Consider the following 16,780-nt stretch of genomic DNA (forward strand, 5'->3'; position numbering starts at 1 on the left):
GCTGGGGGCGCGCGACTCCGTCGCGCGTCTTCGTTTTAAGCAGCACATGACGCGCCACAGAGTGGCGCGCCCCCAGCGTCTGCACAGGTCACTGTGCGACATCAAGGCGTTCCGGCGCCGCCTATTCCGGCTTCAGGTTGTTGTCGCGGATCACCTTGCCCCAGAGCTCCTGCTCCTGGCGCACCAGCGCGGCGAACGCATCGGGTGCGCTCAGCACCACCTCCATGTCGAACTGCTCGACGAACTTCTGCGTCACATCGGCCGTGCGCACCGCCTTGGTGATCGCCTCATGCATGCGCGCGACGATCGGCGCGGGCGTGCCGGCCGGCGCGTAGACGCCCCACCACGCGTAGGAGGGCGGCGCCTTGACGCCCTGCTCGGCGAGCGTCGGTGTGTCCGGCGCCAGCGCGCTGCGTTTCTCGCCCGTGACGCCGATCAGCTTGAGCTTCCCCGCCCGCACATGCGGCATCATGTTGGCGAGGCTGGAGATCGAGACGTCGACGACGCCGCCCAGCGCATCCTGGAACAGCGGCCCGCCGCCCTTGTAGGGGATGGTGTTGACCTGGAAGCCGTTCTCCTTCTGCAGGAAGGCGAGGTAGATCTGCGCCAGGCTGGCCGCCAGCGCGCCGACGCTGATCGTGCCGGGCGACGCCTTGGCGGCGGTGATCACCTCGGCGAAGCTCTTGTAGGGCCGCGTCGGGTAGGCCGCGATGCCCTGGGCGCTGCGGCCGATCTGCATCACCGGCATCAGCTCGGCGTCGCGATAGGGCAGGTTGGGCGTCCACAGCGGATTGAGCACGTGGCTGTCGAACACGAACAGCCAGGTCTGCCCGTCGGGCGGCGCCTTGGCCGCGATCGCGGCCCCCACCACGCCGGTGCCGCCCGGCTTGTTGTCGACCACGACGTTCCAGCCGTTCAGCTCGATCAGCTTGGCCTGGATGATGCGCGTGATCGGATCGGTCGACCCGCCGGGCGGGAAGGGCACGACGAACCGGATCGCGCCATGGGGCCAGGCGGTGCCCTGCGCCGCGACGATCGCGGGCGCACCCAGAGTCGCAGCAACACTCCCCGCCAGCACGGCGCGGCGACGCACTCCCATGTCAGCCTCCCTGAAGGCTTCTTTTATTGCCCGCGAGGCTACCACCATTTCCCTCTCCCGCAAGCGGGAGAGGGAGGGGCCCATGGCGCGCAGCAGCCTGCCCTGAGCCTGCCGAAGGGCCATGGGAGGGTGAGGGCCCAAGGACAAGGTGCTCAAGTCCTCCCCCACCGCAGGTGGGGGAGGTGGCCGTTTCGGTGCTTCGACGCTTCGCGTCGAAGCACCTGAGCCGGAGGGGGACCCGACGTGGTCTCTGCTACCAAGGCGATGAGACGCGAATACCTGACGCTAGATGACAGGCAAGCCAGATAGGCTCGATCACGTCCAACCATGAGAGACCGCCGTGACCACCACCCCACCAGCAGCCGACCTGATCGTCGGCACATGGCGCCTCGTATCCTTCACCGAAGAGGATCTCCAGACCGGCGCGGTGACGTACCCGTTCGGCCACAAGCCCAACGCCGTCGTCATCTATACCGCCGACGGTTACGTCGCGACGATCTTCACCGCAACCGACCGCAAGCCGCCCGCCGACGCCACACCGACGGATGCCGAAGCCATCAGGCTCTTCCGCAGCATGATCGCCTTCGCCGGCCGCTATGAAATCGATGGCGACACGCTCATCTACCATCCCGAAGCCTCATGGAACGAGGCCTGGAACGGCACGACGCAGACACGGTTGCTGGAGATCACGCCGGACCGTCTCCATGTCAGATCAGTGCCGGTCCCGAGCACACTGACCGGCACGAACCTCGTGTTCTCCCTCACATGGGCGCGAGCCGGATAGGACAGCGATAGTCCGCCGGCCAATTGCCCGCCCTCCAGATCGGTTCCATAGTCCGCGCCTGCTCGAGGGGCGTCGCATGGCTCGCGTCTGGATGGGTGTCGTCAGTGCGCTGATCATCATGGTGCCCGGTTCGGTCGGCGCACAGCCCACCCCATGGCCGTGGTCTCAGCCGGCGGTCGGGCCAGCCCTGTCCCAGAGCAAGGTGATGGCCGAGCTTCCGCCCGACATCGCGCCGCCGGTCGCCGCGCCGGATGCGCCGCCGGCGCTGGTTGCGCTGCTGGGCACCTGGACGGGCTGGATGTGCCCTGGCGCCACCTGTTCCACGCGGCTCGCGATCGAGTCGGTCACGGCGACTGGCGCCAAGCTCGTTTTTGCCGTCGCGCGAGACGGTGCGCCCGGCACGTGGTCCCGGCTCGATGCGGCGTGGCAGGATGGCGAGCTGGCCGGAATCCTGCGTGACGGTGGCCGCATCAACCTGCGTCCGCGGGCTGACGGGTATCTCGACGTCCTGTGGCGCGGGGAGTCCGGAACGCTGCCGGATTCCGGCCTGGTCTACCGCGACGACGGCCCGGTGGGCCGTGCCCTCGCGCGGCGCGAGAATGCCTTGGTGCCGCTGCGCATTGCCGGTGAGCCGTATCGCCTGGAGCTCACGACCTATCGTCCCTCGCGACCGGGCCGCCTGCCGCTCGTCGTCTTCAACCATGGCTCGACCGGCGGCGTCCCGGCGATGACCAAGGTGACCTTCGACAGTCTCAGCATTGCGGCCTTCCTGGTGGAGCGGGGATGGGCGGTCGCCTTTCCCATGCGGCGCGGCCGCGGCCGGTCCGACGGCGCCTATGAGGAGCACTATAGTTGTGACCCAGGCGCGCTGTCGTCAGGTCTCGAACGCGCGCTCACCGATCTTGATGCGATCGTCGATCACGTCAGGGGACTCGATTGGGTCGATCCGGAGCGTATCGTGATTGGGGGCACGTCGCGTGGCGGCATTCTCTCGCTCGCCTACGCGGCGCGGCGACCCGAACGCACGAAGGCGGTGCTGAACTTCGTCGGCGGTTGGACATCAGAGTTCAGTGGCTGCCACGACTTCAACCGATCCGTGATGGCGGAAGCCGGGGCCCGCTACAAGGGGCCGACGCTGTGGATCTACGGCGAGGACGATCGCTTCTACTCGATTGCCCACAGCCGGGCGAATTTCGACGCGTTTCGCGGCGCCGGGGGCAATGGCCGTTTCCTTGTCCTGCAATCGCTGGCGCCGTCGCGGGGACATTACCTCTTCCCCCATCTGGGATGGCGGGCGGCAGCCGATGCGTTGCTGGGAGAGATCACAGCGCCACGATGAGCTAGTACCCAGACCACGTCCCGAGTGCAGCGATGGTTCTAAGCCGCTCTGGTCATGTAGATTGCTCGTGGGTCCCACCTTTGGATACGTTCATGGACAACGTTAGCCGCGCTCAACGCAGCGCCGTAATGGCGAAGGTCAAGGCTAAGCACACAACTCCAGAACTTATTGTAAGACGCACTGCGCACGCATTGGGCTACCGATTTCGGCTACACCGAAGTGATCTGCCGGGTAGTCCGGACCTAGTATTTGTGAGCCGGCGAAAAGTGATATTCGTGAATGGCTGCTTTTGGCATGGCCACAATTGCCCCCGTGGTTCCAGAAAGCCGGCGACAAATGTTCAGTACTGGTCTGCAAAGATCGCCCGGAACGTAAGAAGGGACAGAGAGGTGCGCGCAAAGCTCAGATCTTTGAAGTGGCGCGCGCTCTTGATATGGGAATGTGAACTACGGGACGATCGACGGTTGCGTATGCGCCTTGCTGCGTTTCTCGATGACTAAAGGACGCCAGATTTCTGGCGAGCTCGAGGGCGGCGAGTCCCCAGCAGTGGATACAACAGATTTTTTGACAAAAAGCGCACGACATCGACCACTAATCCGTCTCCGAGAAGAAAGTAGGCATCGTAGTTGTTTTTGGGAAGAATATAGTTGTCGTCGAGCCCCATTAAACGAGCTGCTTCACGCGGTGATAGTAAGCGTGATCTCAGTGATTGTTTGCCCTTTACCACTAGGATGGTCTGTAGACTGGATCCCCCTACGGGCGTGCGAAGACATCCAGCCACGTCGTCAAAACGCACTTCGGCGCGCTGATGTTTCTTCCCATTCTCATCAGGTCGTCGACGACGATAAATACTTCCAACCTTACGCTCGCGAGATTCCTTTGCTTGTATGACCTTGGCGCGATTCACTGATGTCATCATTGCCATCAAGCGTCGTGTCTCTGCTGCACTATGCCAAATCGTTCTAGTGGGTCTGCTCTGAATAAGATCCGAAAAGGTTTCCTTCCGTGCCGGCGGTGTCGGCAGTCGCCACCAGACCCAAGATGCGCGCGTTGTGCGGCCTAGCTTGGCGACGGCCCCTTGGAGTTGGGTTGTGTGCCACTGTGGATCCGGCTCATTTGCAGTGAGCCGTCGTGGTATCTGCGATTTGTTAGTGGCAATGAAAAAGAGTCTCGGTCGCGATTGAGGGACAAATTTCTTTGCGTCAATCACGACTGCGCCGAAACGATATCCGGCGCGAGCAAATGCCTTTGCGATAGCCCCAAAATCCTTCCCGCCATGGGAGCTGATTGTGCCGCAGACATTTTCCAGAGCGATGATTTGAGGCGCTCTGCCCGCATTCTTAAGATCTTGCATGAGTCGCCAGAACGACCAAAACGCCCCTGATCGCTCTCCGTTAAGGCCCAATCCATTGCCCGCCTGCGACAAGTCCTGGCAAGGAAATGAGGCCCAGGCGAGGTCAGCTTGGCCGGGCAAATCCTCGATCGATAGGTTGGCTACGTTTTCGTGTTTGGGCTCCGGACCATATGGCCAGTTCTCCTGGTAGCTCTCTATCTTTTTCTCGTCGGCGTCATTAGCGAACAAGCAGCGCCACTTCGATCCGAGACCAGCACGGGCCATACCGCCGCCAGCAAAAAATTCATAAAACTTTTTCATCCACCAGACCCCAGCGAGGGCTGCCCTCTATCCAAAGGGGCTTACCGACGATCGAAATTCTTCCCTGAGTCACGCTGAGGCCTGCCCGGCCGATCGCCATCACAACGTCGAACATCAGTCATTTCAAGGCCCCCAAGGATCAGTCTATAAAGCTACAGTTTGTGTGTATAATCAAGACCCACGTATGGAAAACCCCACATTTGGTGCATGCTAGATTTCTGAGAAGAACCCGAGGTCAGGTTGGCTGATGGTGCCTACCACCATTCCGCGGTCCAAGAAGCGGTTGAACTCCTCACACGCTGTTTCCGGGATCAGCGCACAGTTGTGACAGGCAGCGATATTGCACGAGTCTGGTCCTTGCCCTCCAACCTCCCCGGCCTCCACGCACACCGGATCAGCGCCGCACCATCGAGCCTCTTCGAGTGCTTTGCGCAATATAGGTTCAAATGCGCCGGGCTTTCCCAGCCGCACCAGCCCACCCATGGTGCCGTCGGAGTCTCCTGCGGCGGTGTAAATCAGGATTCCCGCCATAGGGCGGGAAGCATGTTGCGACACAAAAAGGCGCTCCCGCAGGGCAGCGGCGCTATAGCCACTTTCAAATGTCAAACGATTGATCAGAAGGTGCGCCAGCGTATGGACCAGAATGAATCTTGGGCTGATCGGCCGATTTCTAAGCCTTCGATTCTGTTGAATATCAAGATATCGATCTATCAAGGGCTTCGCTCGGCGTCTCACGCCTGCACGTGTTTCCCAGACTTGGAGTGCCTGCTCGCTCAGCTGCAGGAAGATCCCTTCGCCGTGGACGATGTAAGCGGGCAGCCATCGATCACCGTAACCAGCGGCCTCAGCTCGCATTAAAATTTGAAACGCGCCATTATCCATATCATTCTCGGGAAACACGCGGGCGAATCCTCGAAGTACTCTCGTCTCGCGCAGTTTTTCCACCAAGCTTATCGTTGAAAAAAACTTGGAGTAATCATCTTCATATCGTTCGATAGCGACAGGTGACACATTCAACTCATCATCACGGCGCCTTGAGAGAAATGCTTCAAATTCCCGCCTCCGAAATGCAACATGCTCGTCGTCCTCGGGAACTGCCTGGTGTCCGTCGCCCGCGTCAATACCGCCGACGATAGCCAGCGCCTCGTCTATTTGGGCGTCCGAATAGTCTGCAACAAGTTTTCCACCTTTTGCAGAAGTGCGGATTTGCTTGGTCGTTAGTCCTGGACCAACGATCTGCCGCAGCGTGAGAATTGGAGGACGCGACAACAGATCAACTAACCCAGGCTCTGCGGTTTTTCCCCGTCGTGGCAAGTAGATGGCGCTGGCCAGCTGCGCATAGTAGATGTTGGTTGAGCTCCGAAGTGCACCACGAATTGGCCTGCCGCATTCGTGCGTTACGGAATTTCCGAGCCATGGGGCCATCCCCTGACAGCGGTATTCGCGTGCCTTGTCGAGATTTGAAGTGAGATGTGTACGCTCGCCGTCTGGCTCGGCCGAAAGGATATTATCGAGGTTTCGGCGCGCCTTGCAGAGCTTACAAGTGATTTGTAGTCCTCTAAGGCCACCAACGCCTGTGCTTCCGAATTCAAGCTGACCTACGCACCCCGGCTCAGTCGATTGGTGGACCCACTGATTCCATGGAAAGTCCTGGATGTGACCTCTGTCACAAATAGCCACGACCGGCATTTGCACCATGAGTCCACGGCGCTCGCACGAACAAATCTTCTTGCCTCTCTCAGTCAGCGGATACTCGACCATCTTCCCACAACGCTGACAGAAGTGCCATTGCGGGAAGCGCAAGAACGGTACAGTCAAACTCGTGTTTTTCTCCGAAAAGCCTCTGTTCGGTCGCCGGTAATCTGGCGGTACACAAAAGTAGTCGACCTCTAGCTGCTTCTGTAGGCGCCACTCTTCAATCTGAAATTCAGTCGCGTCAAAGTTGTCTCCGATCGCCCCACTATTTGAGAACCAATGATCAAGCCCCGCCCCAATCAACGAGATACCTTCTTTGGTCACAAACAGAGCACCTACGCCAAAAGGGGCAATAAGTTGTGACCGGCGGATCGGACTACTCGACATCCGGTTCTTCCTTCTCAATATCGTCTGACGTCAAGTATTCTCTGGTGATCTCGGTCGCGCATTCCGCATCGACATTGCGCATCGACAGTGGAGTGGGCCACGTGAATTCCCAGTCCTCTGCTGGAAGATAGGAACCAGCCGGAGTTAGTAATCCTACATCGCCATCTACTCGGCTCGTTCTCCACTCAGTCCGCTGCCATTTTCGCCACTCCCTCAAGCGGTCGCCGAACTTTTCGTCAAGGGTGTCGATCTCCTGCGAATCGACAATGTTAACCCGCTTTCTTAGCAGTGACCGCAGCTCAGCCAACTCTTTCTCAGGAACTGGACGGGGTGAGTTGGCTAGGTCCTGGTTGCACGTTTGGCGAATATATGAGGCCATGACCGCATGTAGCGCCCGGTCTAGTACGGGAAGCGAGTATGGCGTCACGCTTGTGGGTTCCACCTGCGCATACAGACGTTCGTGATAGGAACGGAATTTTTCATAGTGCGAACGATCGCGCGCGTTGTTGGGGCCAAAGATGGTCACAACAAAACCAGGTCGTTCAAAAGGCCGCCTTCCGACACGGCCAGCGACTTGGATATACTGAGAGGTGGACTTCGGTTGTCCAACGATGACCAACAGCGAGAGCCGGTCGATATCAACCCCAACTTCGATGATGTTCGAGGCCAGGCAGGCGTCGACGGGATACTTGCCGGCCTTTGGCCTGCCTTCGGCAACGATTTCTAAAGCTTCAATCGCCTTTGGCACGTCGTCACTTCTCAGGCGGCTTGTAAGTTCCATTATCTCATACAGCCGTCTGATTTCTTTGAAGTCGATGCCCAGTCGCTTCCGAAGGACCTTCAATCGATCCGGAATGTCAGATTGGAACAAAGTCGCTGCCGTGCCGATCTCGCGCAGGCTGTTGAGAAAGATCAAAACAGTCCACCACGGATCGCGCGCTTTGTCTGGTAGAGCACACGGTGCCTGGAGTAGTGCCGTCAGTGTCCGCACTTCTGCGGTCTGTATGGACCCTAGGGCTGGCGCATATACACCGACAAAAATGCGCCCTCGCGATAGCGATCCATCCTCATTCTTGGCATAGCTTGAGAAGAAGGAGTCGGCCACAGTTAAGCCTGGAGGTGGAAACAGCGCCGTATCCTCACGACCAAAAAGTGCTCTCGCCTGTTGCCGAAATCGCCGAATGGTCGCCGTTGAGCAAACGATTTTTGGTTTAACGACTTCGCCGCTTCGTCCATCTGTGCAAAGCTCCTCGATGACGCTTTCATACAGACCGGTCATCGAGCCGAGTGGCCCTGAAATCAGGTGTAGCTCATCTTGAATGATGAGGCCTGGCGGTGACGCTACGCGGGTACCCTCGTCATCCAAGCCAAATAGTGCCCTCGCCCCAGGTCTCCATGCCAACATCGCAAACTTATCAACTGTGCCGATTATAAGAGTCGGTTTTCTTTCATATATGTCCTCGTCAATCACAAATATGGGAAGCCCGCCATGAAATACGCAACGGTCGTCTGAACATCTCAGAGAAATCGTTACGCCGTTGTCATGATACCCTACTGCTTTCGGTGCATTCCTTGACTTGCTTTTTATTGGACCTAATTGTGCCGAGCACCAGGGGCACTTAGTGACGAGCAACTTGTTGATAACATAGTCGTCACCTCGCTGGAGCTGACGTGCAATCGAACGCGCCTCACTACGGCTGTTGGGAGTCGTCTCGCCACCGAGCCAGATACCGATGGAAAAGGGCTCTGATTTCAATCGATCTTCTTCACGTCGTCGAATTGCTTCCATTGCGCAAATTAAGCCAGATGCACGCTGAAACTGCTGGGCCGTTAACAATCGCAGCGTATATCGCATTAAGACATGGACGCCGATGTCATTGGGATCCGAAAGGCGTCTGTAGAATGCCGAGAATGCCGCCAGGCCGAAATACGCCTCGGTCTTGCCGCCGCCGGTCGGAAACCAAATGAGGTCAATCGTTTCTCGCTTGTCATCGTCGCTTATCACCGCCGACCGCAAGGACATAAGAAGGAAAGCGATCTGGAATGGTCGCCACTTGCCGCGACCAGAAGACGGTATACTGAGATCCACGTCGCGATAGGGACTGTCGAAAACGATGCGTCCATTCTGAATGTCAACTGATCGAGCGATTCTGCTGGAGCGGAGCTGCTGCGCCAAGATCGCTTCATTAGCCCAGCGAAACGCCAAAGCGGCAGTCTCATCTTCGCGCAAGAAGGCGAGTCCTTTGTGCATCCGTTTAAGGCAATTTTTACATTGCTCGATGTGTCGCTGCGCCGCTACTGAATGCTCAGCGCCTAATCGCGGTACATCAGCCTCGCGTTCAGAAATCCAGTTTGCATATGAGTCGACAATCTCTTGCAGAGAAGCAGCGCCGTCGTTATCGGGTACGAGGCCGGCGAGGGGCGCCATCTGCACCTCAAGCTCGGTGCCGTCCATTCGTGTAACCGCTGGGGTAATCGAAGGGGTCTCAATCGCGGGAAGCGAGACCGCCCTTACCTTTGTCGCCGTTTGAGTTGCGCTCAGTTTTTCCCAGTCTGCGCCGCCTCCGTGACCGATAGCGAAAGTCTCAAAGTCGCGATAAAGCATCTCAAGCGACTGTTCCTCGTCGTCGAGCCGCTTCCGAACTGGCTTGGGGTAAGGAAGAAAGTGCGCCCCAGTGACACTTTCAAAAGTGACTTCAAATGCCGACTGAAAAATGGAGCGTCCGTGGATTCCCCGACCCGCGGTTGTGCGGTTAATTAGACACACAGTTATTAGCCGCTGGCCATCGTCTCTTGTGGGGCGACAGAAGGCTTCTACGTGAAGATCTATTGGGCCAAGTCCAGACGCTTCCACCGTTTCGGCAGTGATGCGAGCTGCCTTGACGTTGTTCAGTAGCCTAGTGCCAGAAAAGCGCACTTCAATAGAAATGGCATACCGTCTCCACCAAGTTGTCTGCCGGTTCTTGTCGACTGGGATTTTGACCTGTTCGTAACGTCCTCCTGTCGCGCGTACGATCATCACGTCATTAGCTGATAGCTTTGCTAGAAAGGACAGTGCCATCGAGTTCGGCCGGCGCATGTTAGCGCTTGAAAGATCGTAGTCATCGTCCTGAGGTTCGCCCGAGCCGCTTAGGTTTCGTCCTTCTATTTTTCTGATACTATCTTGAGCGTGACTGGTAAGCGCTGATTGTTGCTCCGCACCAGTAGTGAGAGGATTGAGGGTAGCAAGCGTTGTCTCCAAGGTTGGCTCCGCTGGAGAGTCATCTTTTCCATCACTTTCCTGCGTAGTTCCCCAAGGGAATAAGACTCCGATGCCGTATCTCAACGCCGGGGGTTCGACACATAAGATTTCTTCGCCTGAACCCTTTTGCAGATAAGGCCCATCGCGCCGAAAGTTCTCCGGAAACTGCCCGGTTATGACGGCGTCTAAGTCAATCTCGGGCCCTTTTACCGCGGGACCGACGAGTTCCTCGGAAAGGGCCCGAAGCATATGGGCGCGGCCGGTAACGTGATCCGGGTTTCCGTCCGAACACACCAGTCCTGGCGATTCGTTTGAAGAAGAGGTGGAGTTCATTTCTGTTTGCTCTTCAAAAGCTTATACTCGCGACACGCTTGGCTGTTCATAAGCAGAATAAGTCTGCCGAGAGTACGTGTAACGGCGACGTACATCAGCTTCTGCACCTCGTTGGAGGAGATGTCGTTAATGTCTGTTACGACCACGACAGAAGCTTCTAAGCCTTTAAATCGGCGAACAGACGAACTGAAGACACCTCCGCTCCTGGGAGATTCACCGCTGTTGGTAACAAAAGCGCCTGCGGCTCTCGCCCTTATCATGCACATATTCTCAGGAGTCATAGACAGGACCGCAATATCGGCGAGTGCGAAGCCTTCGGCTCGCAATTCAACGAGGACATCCAGAAGCTTCCTCTGTTGATCGGTATCGCTTGTGAACTCGATCATTGTGGGATCGACTTCATCGTCCTGTCGCAAGATCTTCCGGTAGTCCGGGGCCAGGCCTCCTAGGTCTCTGGCGAGACACGCCACCCTCGGTAGGTTTCGGCAGTTCTCACGCAACCGAACAACTGCCAAATCCGGAATCCAACCGTCTTTCAGTTCTGAAAGATCCAATTCGGCGGCTCGATAGACCGACTGGCGTTCGTAGTCACCGAACAGTTTGATACGTCCACGTGACAGACCGCCTTTCACACAGCAGTTCAGAAAGTCAATGTAATCGCCTCTTAGAAAGTCCTGCGCTTCATCGATGATTAGCTCATCAAATGAGTTGAATGATGCACCATCATCATCGCGGATCGCGCTGAGGGCTGCACGCGGCAGTTCAGAATCCCAGAATCTTCGGTCATCTCTGGCATTAAGGCCTGATACCTTCAGCATGCGACTTGCGATCCGGTCGACTTCAACGGCCGGACCGAGGGAGCGTGCTTCATTCTCCAGCCATTTACCGAGTAACTCATTGTAGCAAAGAAACAAAGTGCGGTGTCCACTTTCGGCCGCGCGGCGCGCTGATTCGAGCGCAAGCAGTGTCTTTCCGGTTCCAGCCGGGCCCGAGAAAGTCACTCGTGCATTGTCCTCGGCAAAATCGAGCGCGCGATACTGCTCTTCGGTGTATTTCTTGGCGTCTGCAGCTGCACGAGCGACCCGATCTCGTGGACTTTCATAGGATTCGAAATTTGGCCGCAGGACGGCGACAAGCGCACCCACTTCCTTTGGACTCGGCGATTGCCGATTCGGGTCGAACCATCTCGCGGAGGGCGTTTCGGTCAGACGCCTGCGCGCATTTCGGAGGACGGCATGCACTGCGGCAGCCAGGCCGCGCGATTTAAGAAATTCTTGATCGAGAACCTGCCATCGATGCCATTCAGCACTCTCCATCCTGAACGACATATGAGTAAAAGCGACGGCCGACCAGAAGACAATATTCCGAAGTTCTGGCCGTGCCTGGACAATCTGATCGCGCAAGCTATGCATGGCTTCAGATGCTTGCCTGAACGGCCCTCTCATATCCCAAGTGCCGCTTTGGCCGTACTTCCAGCCGCCACTTTCGACCTTAAGTGTTCTGCAAGCCTTAACCTCGAGACACACCACACCTTGGCTGGGTATAAGCACGACGAAATCTATTTCGCCGCTTACTTGGGATCGATGCTTTGCTATATCTAAAGAATGCAGAACGACCCAGTCTCGCGTATCGGGATCGTCGCGGAATTTGGCGAACAGGTCACGTTCCCCATCGCTCGGAGTGCTTCCCCCCATCACTGGTGGAATCATTCGGGCCACTTGATTAGTCCCCAATGTCGATAAGGCGATGCACCGCTGACCACGGTGCGCGGGCTACGTCCGGCGAGATGCTCGATATGCGCACGGCGGTGATCCCGCCGCCGCCAAGGCTCCCCGGCAGAGTAAAATCCATACGTCCTTCACGCTGCAATTTGGAAAGATCAGAGTTTCTTACGTGCTCTAAGAGCCTCCTTCGGATCAGCGCGCCTGCGCGCTGATGAGCTCCCTGTATGACGCCCATTAGTCGCCAGTTTCGTTCGGCGTCCGACGAGGCACCGATGAGCTTGAAGATTGCGTCGAAGTCCTCTCGATTGAGAGTTCTGATGGATCGAGCACTTGTCCAGTTGCGGACATTCTGATCGTTTGCGATTCGAGAGCCTGTTGCCATGAGCATTTCAGTGACACGAGGCAGTCCTAGTCTCAGAACAAGGTCTCGCAGCTTTTCTTTCCAGGCTCTTTGTGCGCACCGTAGCGTGAGCTTCTGGTCTCCCAGTATTCGGTCAGCAGCAGGCGCGATGTAGTCGCCGCCACCCTCGGTTCGAACTAGAACTGCCATGCCTGGCTCCAGTTCAATAGTTCGTACGCGGTGAACCAGCTCAATGGATTCGGCTCCCAGATCAATCACAAGTTCACTGGAGTTCTCAGTCACTGGCGCAAATACGGCTAGCCCCTGATACAGAAAGAGAAGCTTCACTTGAACATCGTCACCTTCGTCCGCATCGCGAGCGAGTGATGCTGTCACTCGATTAATCAAAGATTTGGCATCGATAACAGACAACGCTTCTTCCGCCTCTAGCGACGGGGCTTTGAAATCGGGCGTCGGACTGGCAGTCGGGCTAAAAATAGGCCTGGCGGCAGGGCCAATAGGCTTCAGGAATTCAATCTCTTTTGGAGGTCCGTCCCGCAAAATTGAGTATCGGATCATCACGATATTTGGCGCCCGTGGGGCGGAGAATACAAAGCCGTCATACCATCGCATTGCGCCGAAGACATAGAGCTCCTGAAACGTCTCCCAGTGCCGCAGTTGAGTCTCTGTGAGCACCTTCAGGCCGTTTATGAGGCTGTCGCATAAGTCCTGTACAGGTTGCACGAGTTGAGCAGGCCGCAGGACAAAAGCCGCATCATGCCACTGTCTATCCAGTAGTGGTTCTAACGCGTCCCAAAGCGGATTGGTGCCCTTGCTGCGGATGGCGAAAAATGCCTCCACTAGGGCTTCACTCGCACGGAGCAGTTCTTGATAATGACGCCCGATTTGCTGTGCGCTTCGCCGCAAGCGTAGAGCACTCTCCGCACTAATTAGAGCAGGGTGATTTAGGGGCAAGGGTGCACTGAGAAGCCGATATCGAAAACGAGAGGCTAAGCCGTTTAGCTCAATGAGCAGATCGTCTTGCGAATTTGCGACCAGCGCTTTCTGGATTTCGCGAAGGGCGGCGCAATATTGGGCGATATCCGTCGACTCAGCCGCTACGAACTTCAAGTTGTTCGCGGCGACGAAGTCATACAGCTGATTCAGGCGGCGACCAGAATCGATCATGGGACAGACTGCGTCGGACGAATGAACATCATAGCCCGCACGCCCGATGGGATAGCGATCTGCGGTCTGTCGCCTTCAGGGGTGTTCAGAGAGGCTTCGTTTAGCGCCGTCACGGTGACTTCGAAATCGGGTTCAACCGGACTAACAAGGACAACATGATGCGAACAGGGAAAATGGGCCGCGTTGTGCAAGTATGATGAGGATCCGCGAAATATAACCAATCTAGGAGCGCCTCGCCCAGGATCGGCAGGGCTTCTTACAGCTAGCAGTTCCGACCGACTTGGTTCCTGGACACCTAGGAAATTCGCGGCTCGGACGACGTCTTGGAGCGTGCCGTAGGTAGATGGTGCCTCGGGCAGACCTTTTGCCTCGAATTGCGCCGAGTGAAGTTCTTGCGTTAGTTCCCGGATGACGCCCACGATCACACAGTCTCTGCTCTGATGAAGCATGAGTTGAGAAAGTGCGGAACGATCTGTTACGAAGCTCGCAGCCAGACCAGGCTCGATCGACATTGAGCGACCGAGACGGCGATCATCTACTTTCGCCTGATTCTCTACGCTGAAGAAGACGCGCCCTATATCTTCCTTTCGTATGACCGCGCGCTGCGCTCCGCCTCTTGTCTTTGTCCCGGTCTGATACTCGATTACGGCGCAACGCTCTCCAAAGATGTAGTCCACTCGATCGAGGCGCCCCAATAGGGTCGAATCATCGCCTCTCTGCCTCATTCTAACGGATACCGGTGCTCCTTTCGCGAGGGAGCACAATTGCTCAAAAAGCTGGTCTTGGGGATTTGCCCTGGAGAGGCGTTTAGCTTGGGCCTCGGCGGAGGCCGCCACAAACCCTGCGCCCACCAAGGTTGAGGCGAAATCGAGCGTCGGGACACTCAATGCAAGTGTTCGATGCGATGTTTGATCCGCGCACGCGAACTCCCTGCCGATTTTCACCAGGTCGAGAGCCCACTGACCAAGCCTTGTCCCGGCTTCTACTCCATGCAGCGCCAAAGCGCACGGTACAGTTGCATTGCTATTGGCAGTTGGTTCCCGGCGCAGGTTTTCGCCCGGCTGATCTAGCACCGAATCCCCCTACTGCATGGCCTTGAAGCGTAGCCACCCCATTCGAATTTGGCTGCATATTAACGCAAAATGCAGCTGTCACTCAACCGGGAAACGCGGCCGACTTGCTTTGTCGCTAAGCCAGCCGCCGGGCGCTGACGCCGGGCTCTGCTAGTTTAGTCCATACGCACCGCCGCGGGGCTTCCGATGGTTCGCAGGCGCGATCGGTGAGAGGACTCAGAGCAGGTCGCAATTGGTCGATTGTGGATCAATTTTCGACGGCCGCAGAAGTTGCAAGGCTTCGTATCAGATGGTCTCGTGCTTCACCCCTGCGGGTTCGCCGAATGTGTACTCATGAAACACATGACGGCTGCAGGTGATGCGTGCTAATAAGTGGCGCTATGCAACTGACGAATCCGCTGCCAAGAAACATTAAAGTCGACGTGAGCTACTATAGCGAGGCGGAAAGGCAGAAGTTGCTCCGGTTTCCCACGGCGGCGGCCATCGAGCAGGTTGTTGCTCAGCCCCTAGAAATCCCTACGGCAGAGTTCCTTACCTATTACCTCTTTCATCGGAAGAAGCTTGGGATAGAAGCTTACGCCAACTACGCAGCGATAGCCCGCCGAGCCAATACTGCCCTGAGTTCTTTGACCGACTGCATTGAGTTTGACGAAACGTCAATTCGAACACCGATTCAAGTAAAGGCCCAACTGAACGAAATTTGCGAGCATGTTGGTGAGGCAGTTGGGCTTTCTGTCGTCAGCAGGATCCACACGCTTACAGACGCCGACTGGCTTCCCATTCCCCAGCAGTATGGAGCCAGAGCGAAGCCAACCTTGGACTTTCAAATCGCAGCAGATGAAGGCCTTTTTGTTCAGGTTGAGACCAAGGGAAGCACTGTAGCTGATAACAGCGCGCGATCATCCGCGGTACAGCAGCATAGTCGCAACATAACGGTAAAGAAAGAAAAGGCCGGAAAGGATGCATACGCCACCAGCGTGAGATACGGTACGATTGCCGTGTTAGATCGACGGGCAAAAAGCCTGGCCAAGTGCTGGCTTCTCGATCCGGAGCCCGAGGTTATTCCAACTGATCCGCGCCATTTTAGACTACTGGCGCGTATGCGTTTCTTGCGAGATTGGATTTCTTTCATTAGCCCGCAATCCCAGCTTGCATCGGCGTTAGCGACACGCGTCAACGACCTTGGGTACCTGAGTGACCCATTCCAGCTGAGCGGGGTGCCCCTCCTGCGAGGAAGCGGGGAACCATTCTCTTTTCCATCTATCGATAGCGTGGGACATACGACATTCTTCCTACGAAAGTCGCGCGTTACTGATGGACCAGCAGGTGGGGTGGTAGCTCAAGCTTACGGCGACGATTTGTATTTCTTCGGCATTCAAGAGCGGTTGCTTGTTCTCGCGGCCGAGCAATCTTTTGATGATGTTCTTGGATTTCGGCTAGAGCCGGATACGCTTGAGAAAACGGTGCAGTGTGTTTTCACGCCCTCACGTTTCAATCGACTGCAGTTGCCTAGTACGGTGCGCGCATTGGCGCGCGAGGAGAATGGGCTAGTAGTCTTGGAACTCCGCGGCCACATTAACTACAGCCGAAGCGGGCTTGTCTTCGGCGTACTTCCACTTGAGAAGAGTGCTTAAGGCATTAAGCGTGACGTTACTTTCGCCGTGTAGAGCCTCAAGCCGCCTGCACAAAACTATCCAGCACCTTCTTCGGTCCCGCCTTCTCGAACTCGATATCGAGCTTGTTGCCGTCGATCGCCACGATCTTGCCGTAGCCGAACTTCTGGTGGAACACGCGCTGGCCCACGGCCAGCGCGTCGGCCGGGCGTTGGCCGGCGGCGCGGCGGTCGTCGTAGGTCTCCTCGCCGCCGAAGCGGCCGCGCCGGCCACCACCGCCGCCGAACCCGCCACCGCCGCCAAAACGTCC

General features: G+C 57.1%; 10 protein-coding genes and 1 pseudogene. 4 read left to right on the forward strand and 7 right to left on the reverse strand.

Going from position 1 to position 16,780, the window contains the following annotated elements; all coding sequences use genetic code 11:
• Positions 1-121: 121 nt before the first annotated feature.
• The gene (locus FQU96_RS24110; RefSeq protein ID WP_178130676.1) at positions 122-1,099 is read right to left on the reverse strand and encodes a tripartite tricarboxylate transporter substrate binding protein; all 978 of its coding nucleotides are present in this window, start codon (positions 1,097-1,099) and stop codon (positions 122-124) included.
• A gap of 340 nt (positions 1,100-1,439) precedes the next feature.
• Here FQU96_RS24110 and FQU96_RS24115 point away from each other — a divergent pair, with 340 nt between their 5' ends.
• The 3 genes from FQU96_RS24115 to FQU96_RS24125 all read left to right on the forward strand — a co-directional run bounded on the left by FQU96_RS24115 (position 1,440) and on the right by FQU96_RS24125 (position 3,722).
• Positions 1,440-1,883 (forward strand): lipocalin-like domain-containing protein, encoded by a 444-nt coding sequence (locus FQU96_RS24115; RefSeq protein ID WP_146543896.1) that lies wholly within the window; start codon positions 1,440-1,442, stop codon positions 1,881-1,883.
• Between the two features lie 76 nt (positions 1,884-1,959).
• Positions 1,960-3,222 (forward strand): S9 family peptidase, encoded by a 1,263-nt coding sequence (locus FQU96_RS24120; protein WP_146543897.1) that lies wholly within the window; start codon positions 1,960-1,962, stop codon positions 3,220-3,222.
• Between the two features lie 92 nt (positions 3,223-3,314).
• Complete coding sequence (locus FQU96_RS24125; protein WP_146543898.1) at positions 3,315-3,722, forward strand: very short patch repair endonuclease; 408 nt, start codon at positions 3,315-3,317, stop codon at positions 3,720-3,722.
• On the opposite strand, the gene FQU96_RS24130 is transcribed toward FQU96_RS24125, so the two are convergent.
• From FQU96_RS24130 to FQU96_RS24150, 5 genes are all read right to left on the reverse strand, one after another.
• On the reverse strand, positions 3,719-4,876 hold the full coding sequence (locus tag FQU96_RS24130; protein WP_146543899.1) for a DNA cytosine methyltransferase: 1,158 nt from the start codon (positions 4,874-4,876) through the stop codon (positions 3,719-3,721). The two genes, FQU96_RS24125 and FQU96_RS24130, sit on opposite strands and share 4 nt — an antisense overlap.
• 210 nt (positions 4,877-5,086) lie before the next feature.
• The gene (gene drmB, locus FQU96_RS24135) at positions 5,087-6,958 is read right to left on the reverse strand and encodes a DUF1998 domain-containing protein (RefSeq protein WP_146543900.1); all 1,872 of its coding nucleotides are present in this window, start codon (positions 6,956-6,958) and stop codon (positions 5,087-5,089) included.
• The gene (locus tag FQU96_RS24140) at positions 6,948-10,532 is read right to left on the reverse strand and encodes a helicase-related protein (protein ID WP_146543901.1); all 3,585 of its coding nucleotides are present in this window, start codon (positions 10,530-10,532) and stop codon (positions 6,948-6,950) included. Before FQU96_RS24140 ends, drmB begins: the two co-directional genes overlap by 11 nt.
• A complete protein-coding gene (locus FQU96_RS43055; protein WP_146543902.1) occupies positions 10,529-12,241 on the reverse strand; it encodes a nuclease-related domain-containing DEAD/DEAH box helicase in 1,713 nt (570 codons plus the stop codon). Before FQU96_RS43055 ends, FQU96_RS24140 begins: the two co-directional genes overlap by 4 nt.
• A 13-nt stretch (positions 12,242-12,254) precedes the next feature.
• Positions 12,255-13,784, reverse strand: a complete 1,530-nt coding sequence (locus FQU96_RS24150) for a hypothetical protein (protein ID WP_146543903.1) — start codon at positions 13,782-13,784, stop codon at positions 12,255-12,257.
• A 1,453-nt stretch (positions 13,785-15,237) separates the two neighbouring features.
• On the opposite strand from FQU96_RS24150, the gene FQU96_RS24155 reads away from it, so the two are divergent.
• Positions 15,238-16,491, forward strand: a complete 1,254-nt coding sequence (locus FQU96_RS24155) for a hypothetical protein (RefSeq protein WP_146543904.1) — start codon at positions 15,238-15,240, stop codon at positions 16,489-16,491.
• A 37-nt stretch (positions 16,492-16,528) separates the two neighbouring features.
• Here FQU96_RS24155 and FQU96_RS24160 read toward each other — a convergent pair.
• A pseudogene (locus FQU96_RS24160) lies at positions 16,529-16,780 on the reverse strand (ATP-dependent DNA helicase); the annotation flags it as partial.

The sequence above is a fragment of the Reyranella sp. CPCC 100927 genome (assembly GCF_007859315.1).
In the GTDB taxonomy this organism is placed as follows: Bacteria; Pseudomonadota; Alphaproteobacteria; order Reyranellales; family Reyranellaceae; genus Vineibacter.

What these genes read in the sequence shown, in the direction of transcription:
- FQU96_RS24120 (WP_146543897.1), top strand. Translation starts at nt 1,960, where the DNA reads ATGGCTCGCGTCTGGATGGGTGTCGTCAGTGCGCTGATCATCATGGTG.
- FQU96_RS24155 (WP_146543904.1), top strand. Translation starts at nt 15,238, where the DNA reads ATGCAACTGACGAATCCGCTGCCAAGAAACATTAAAGTCGACGTGAGC.
- FQU96_RS24110 (WP_178130676.1), bottom strand. Translation starts at nt 1,099, where the DNA reads ATGGGAGTGCGTCGCCGCGCCGTGCTGGCGGGGAGTGTTGCTGCGACT.
- FQU96_RS24125 (WP_146543898.1), top strand. Translation starts at nt 3,315, where the DNA reads ATGGACAACGTTAGCCGCGCTCAACGCAGCGCCGTAATGGCGAAGGTC.
- FQU96_RS43055 (WP_146543902.1), bottom strand. Translation starts at nt 12,241, where the DNA reads ATGATTCCACCAGTGATGGGGGGAAGCACTCCGAGCGATGGGGAACGT.
- FQU96_RS24140 (WP_146543901.1), bottom strand. Translation starts at nt 10,532, where the DNA reads ATGAACTCCACCTCTTCTTCAAACGAATCGCCAGGACTGGTGTGTTCG.
- drmB (WP_146543900.1), bottom strand. Translation starts at nt 6,958, where the DNA reads ATGTCGAGTAGTCCGATCCGCCGGTCACAACTTATTGCCCCTTTTGGC.
- FQU96_RS24150 (WP_146543903.1), bottom strand. Translation starts at nt 13,784, where the DNA reads ATGATCGATTCTGGTCGCCGCCTGAATCAGCTGTATGACTTCGTCGCC.
- FQU96_RS24130 (WP_146543899.1), bottom strand. Translation starts at nt 4,876, where the DNA reads ATGAAAAAGTTTTATGAATTTTTTGCTGGCGGCGGTATGGCCCGTGCT.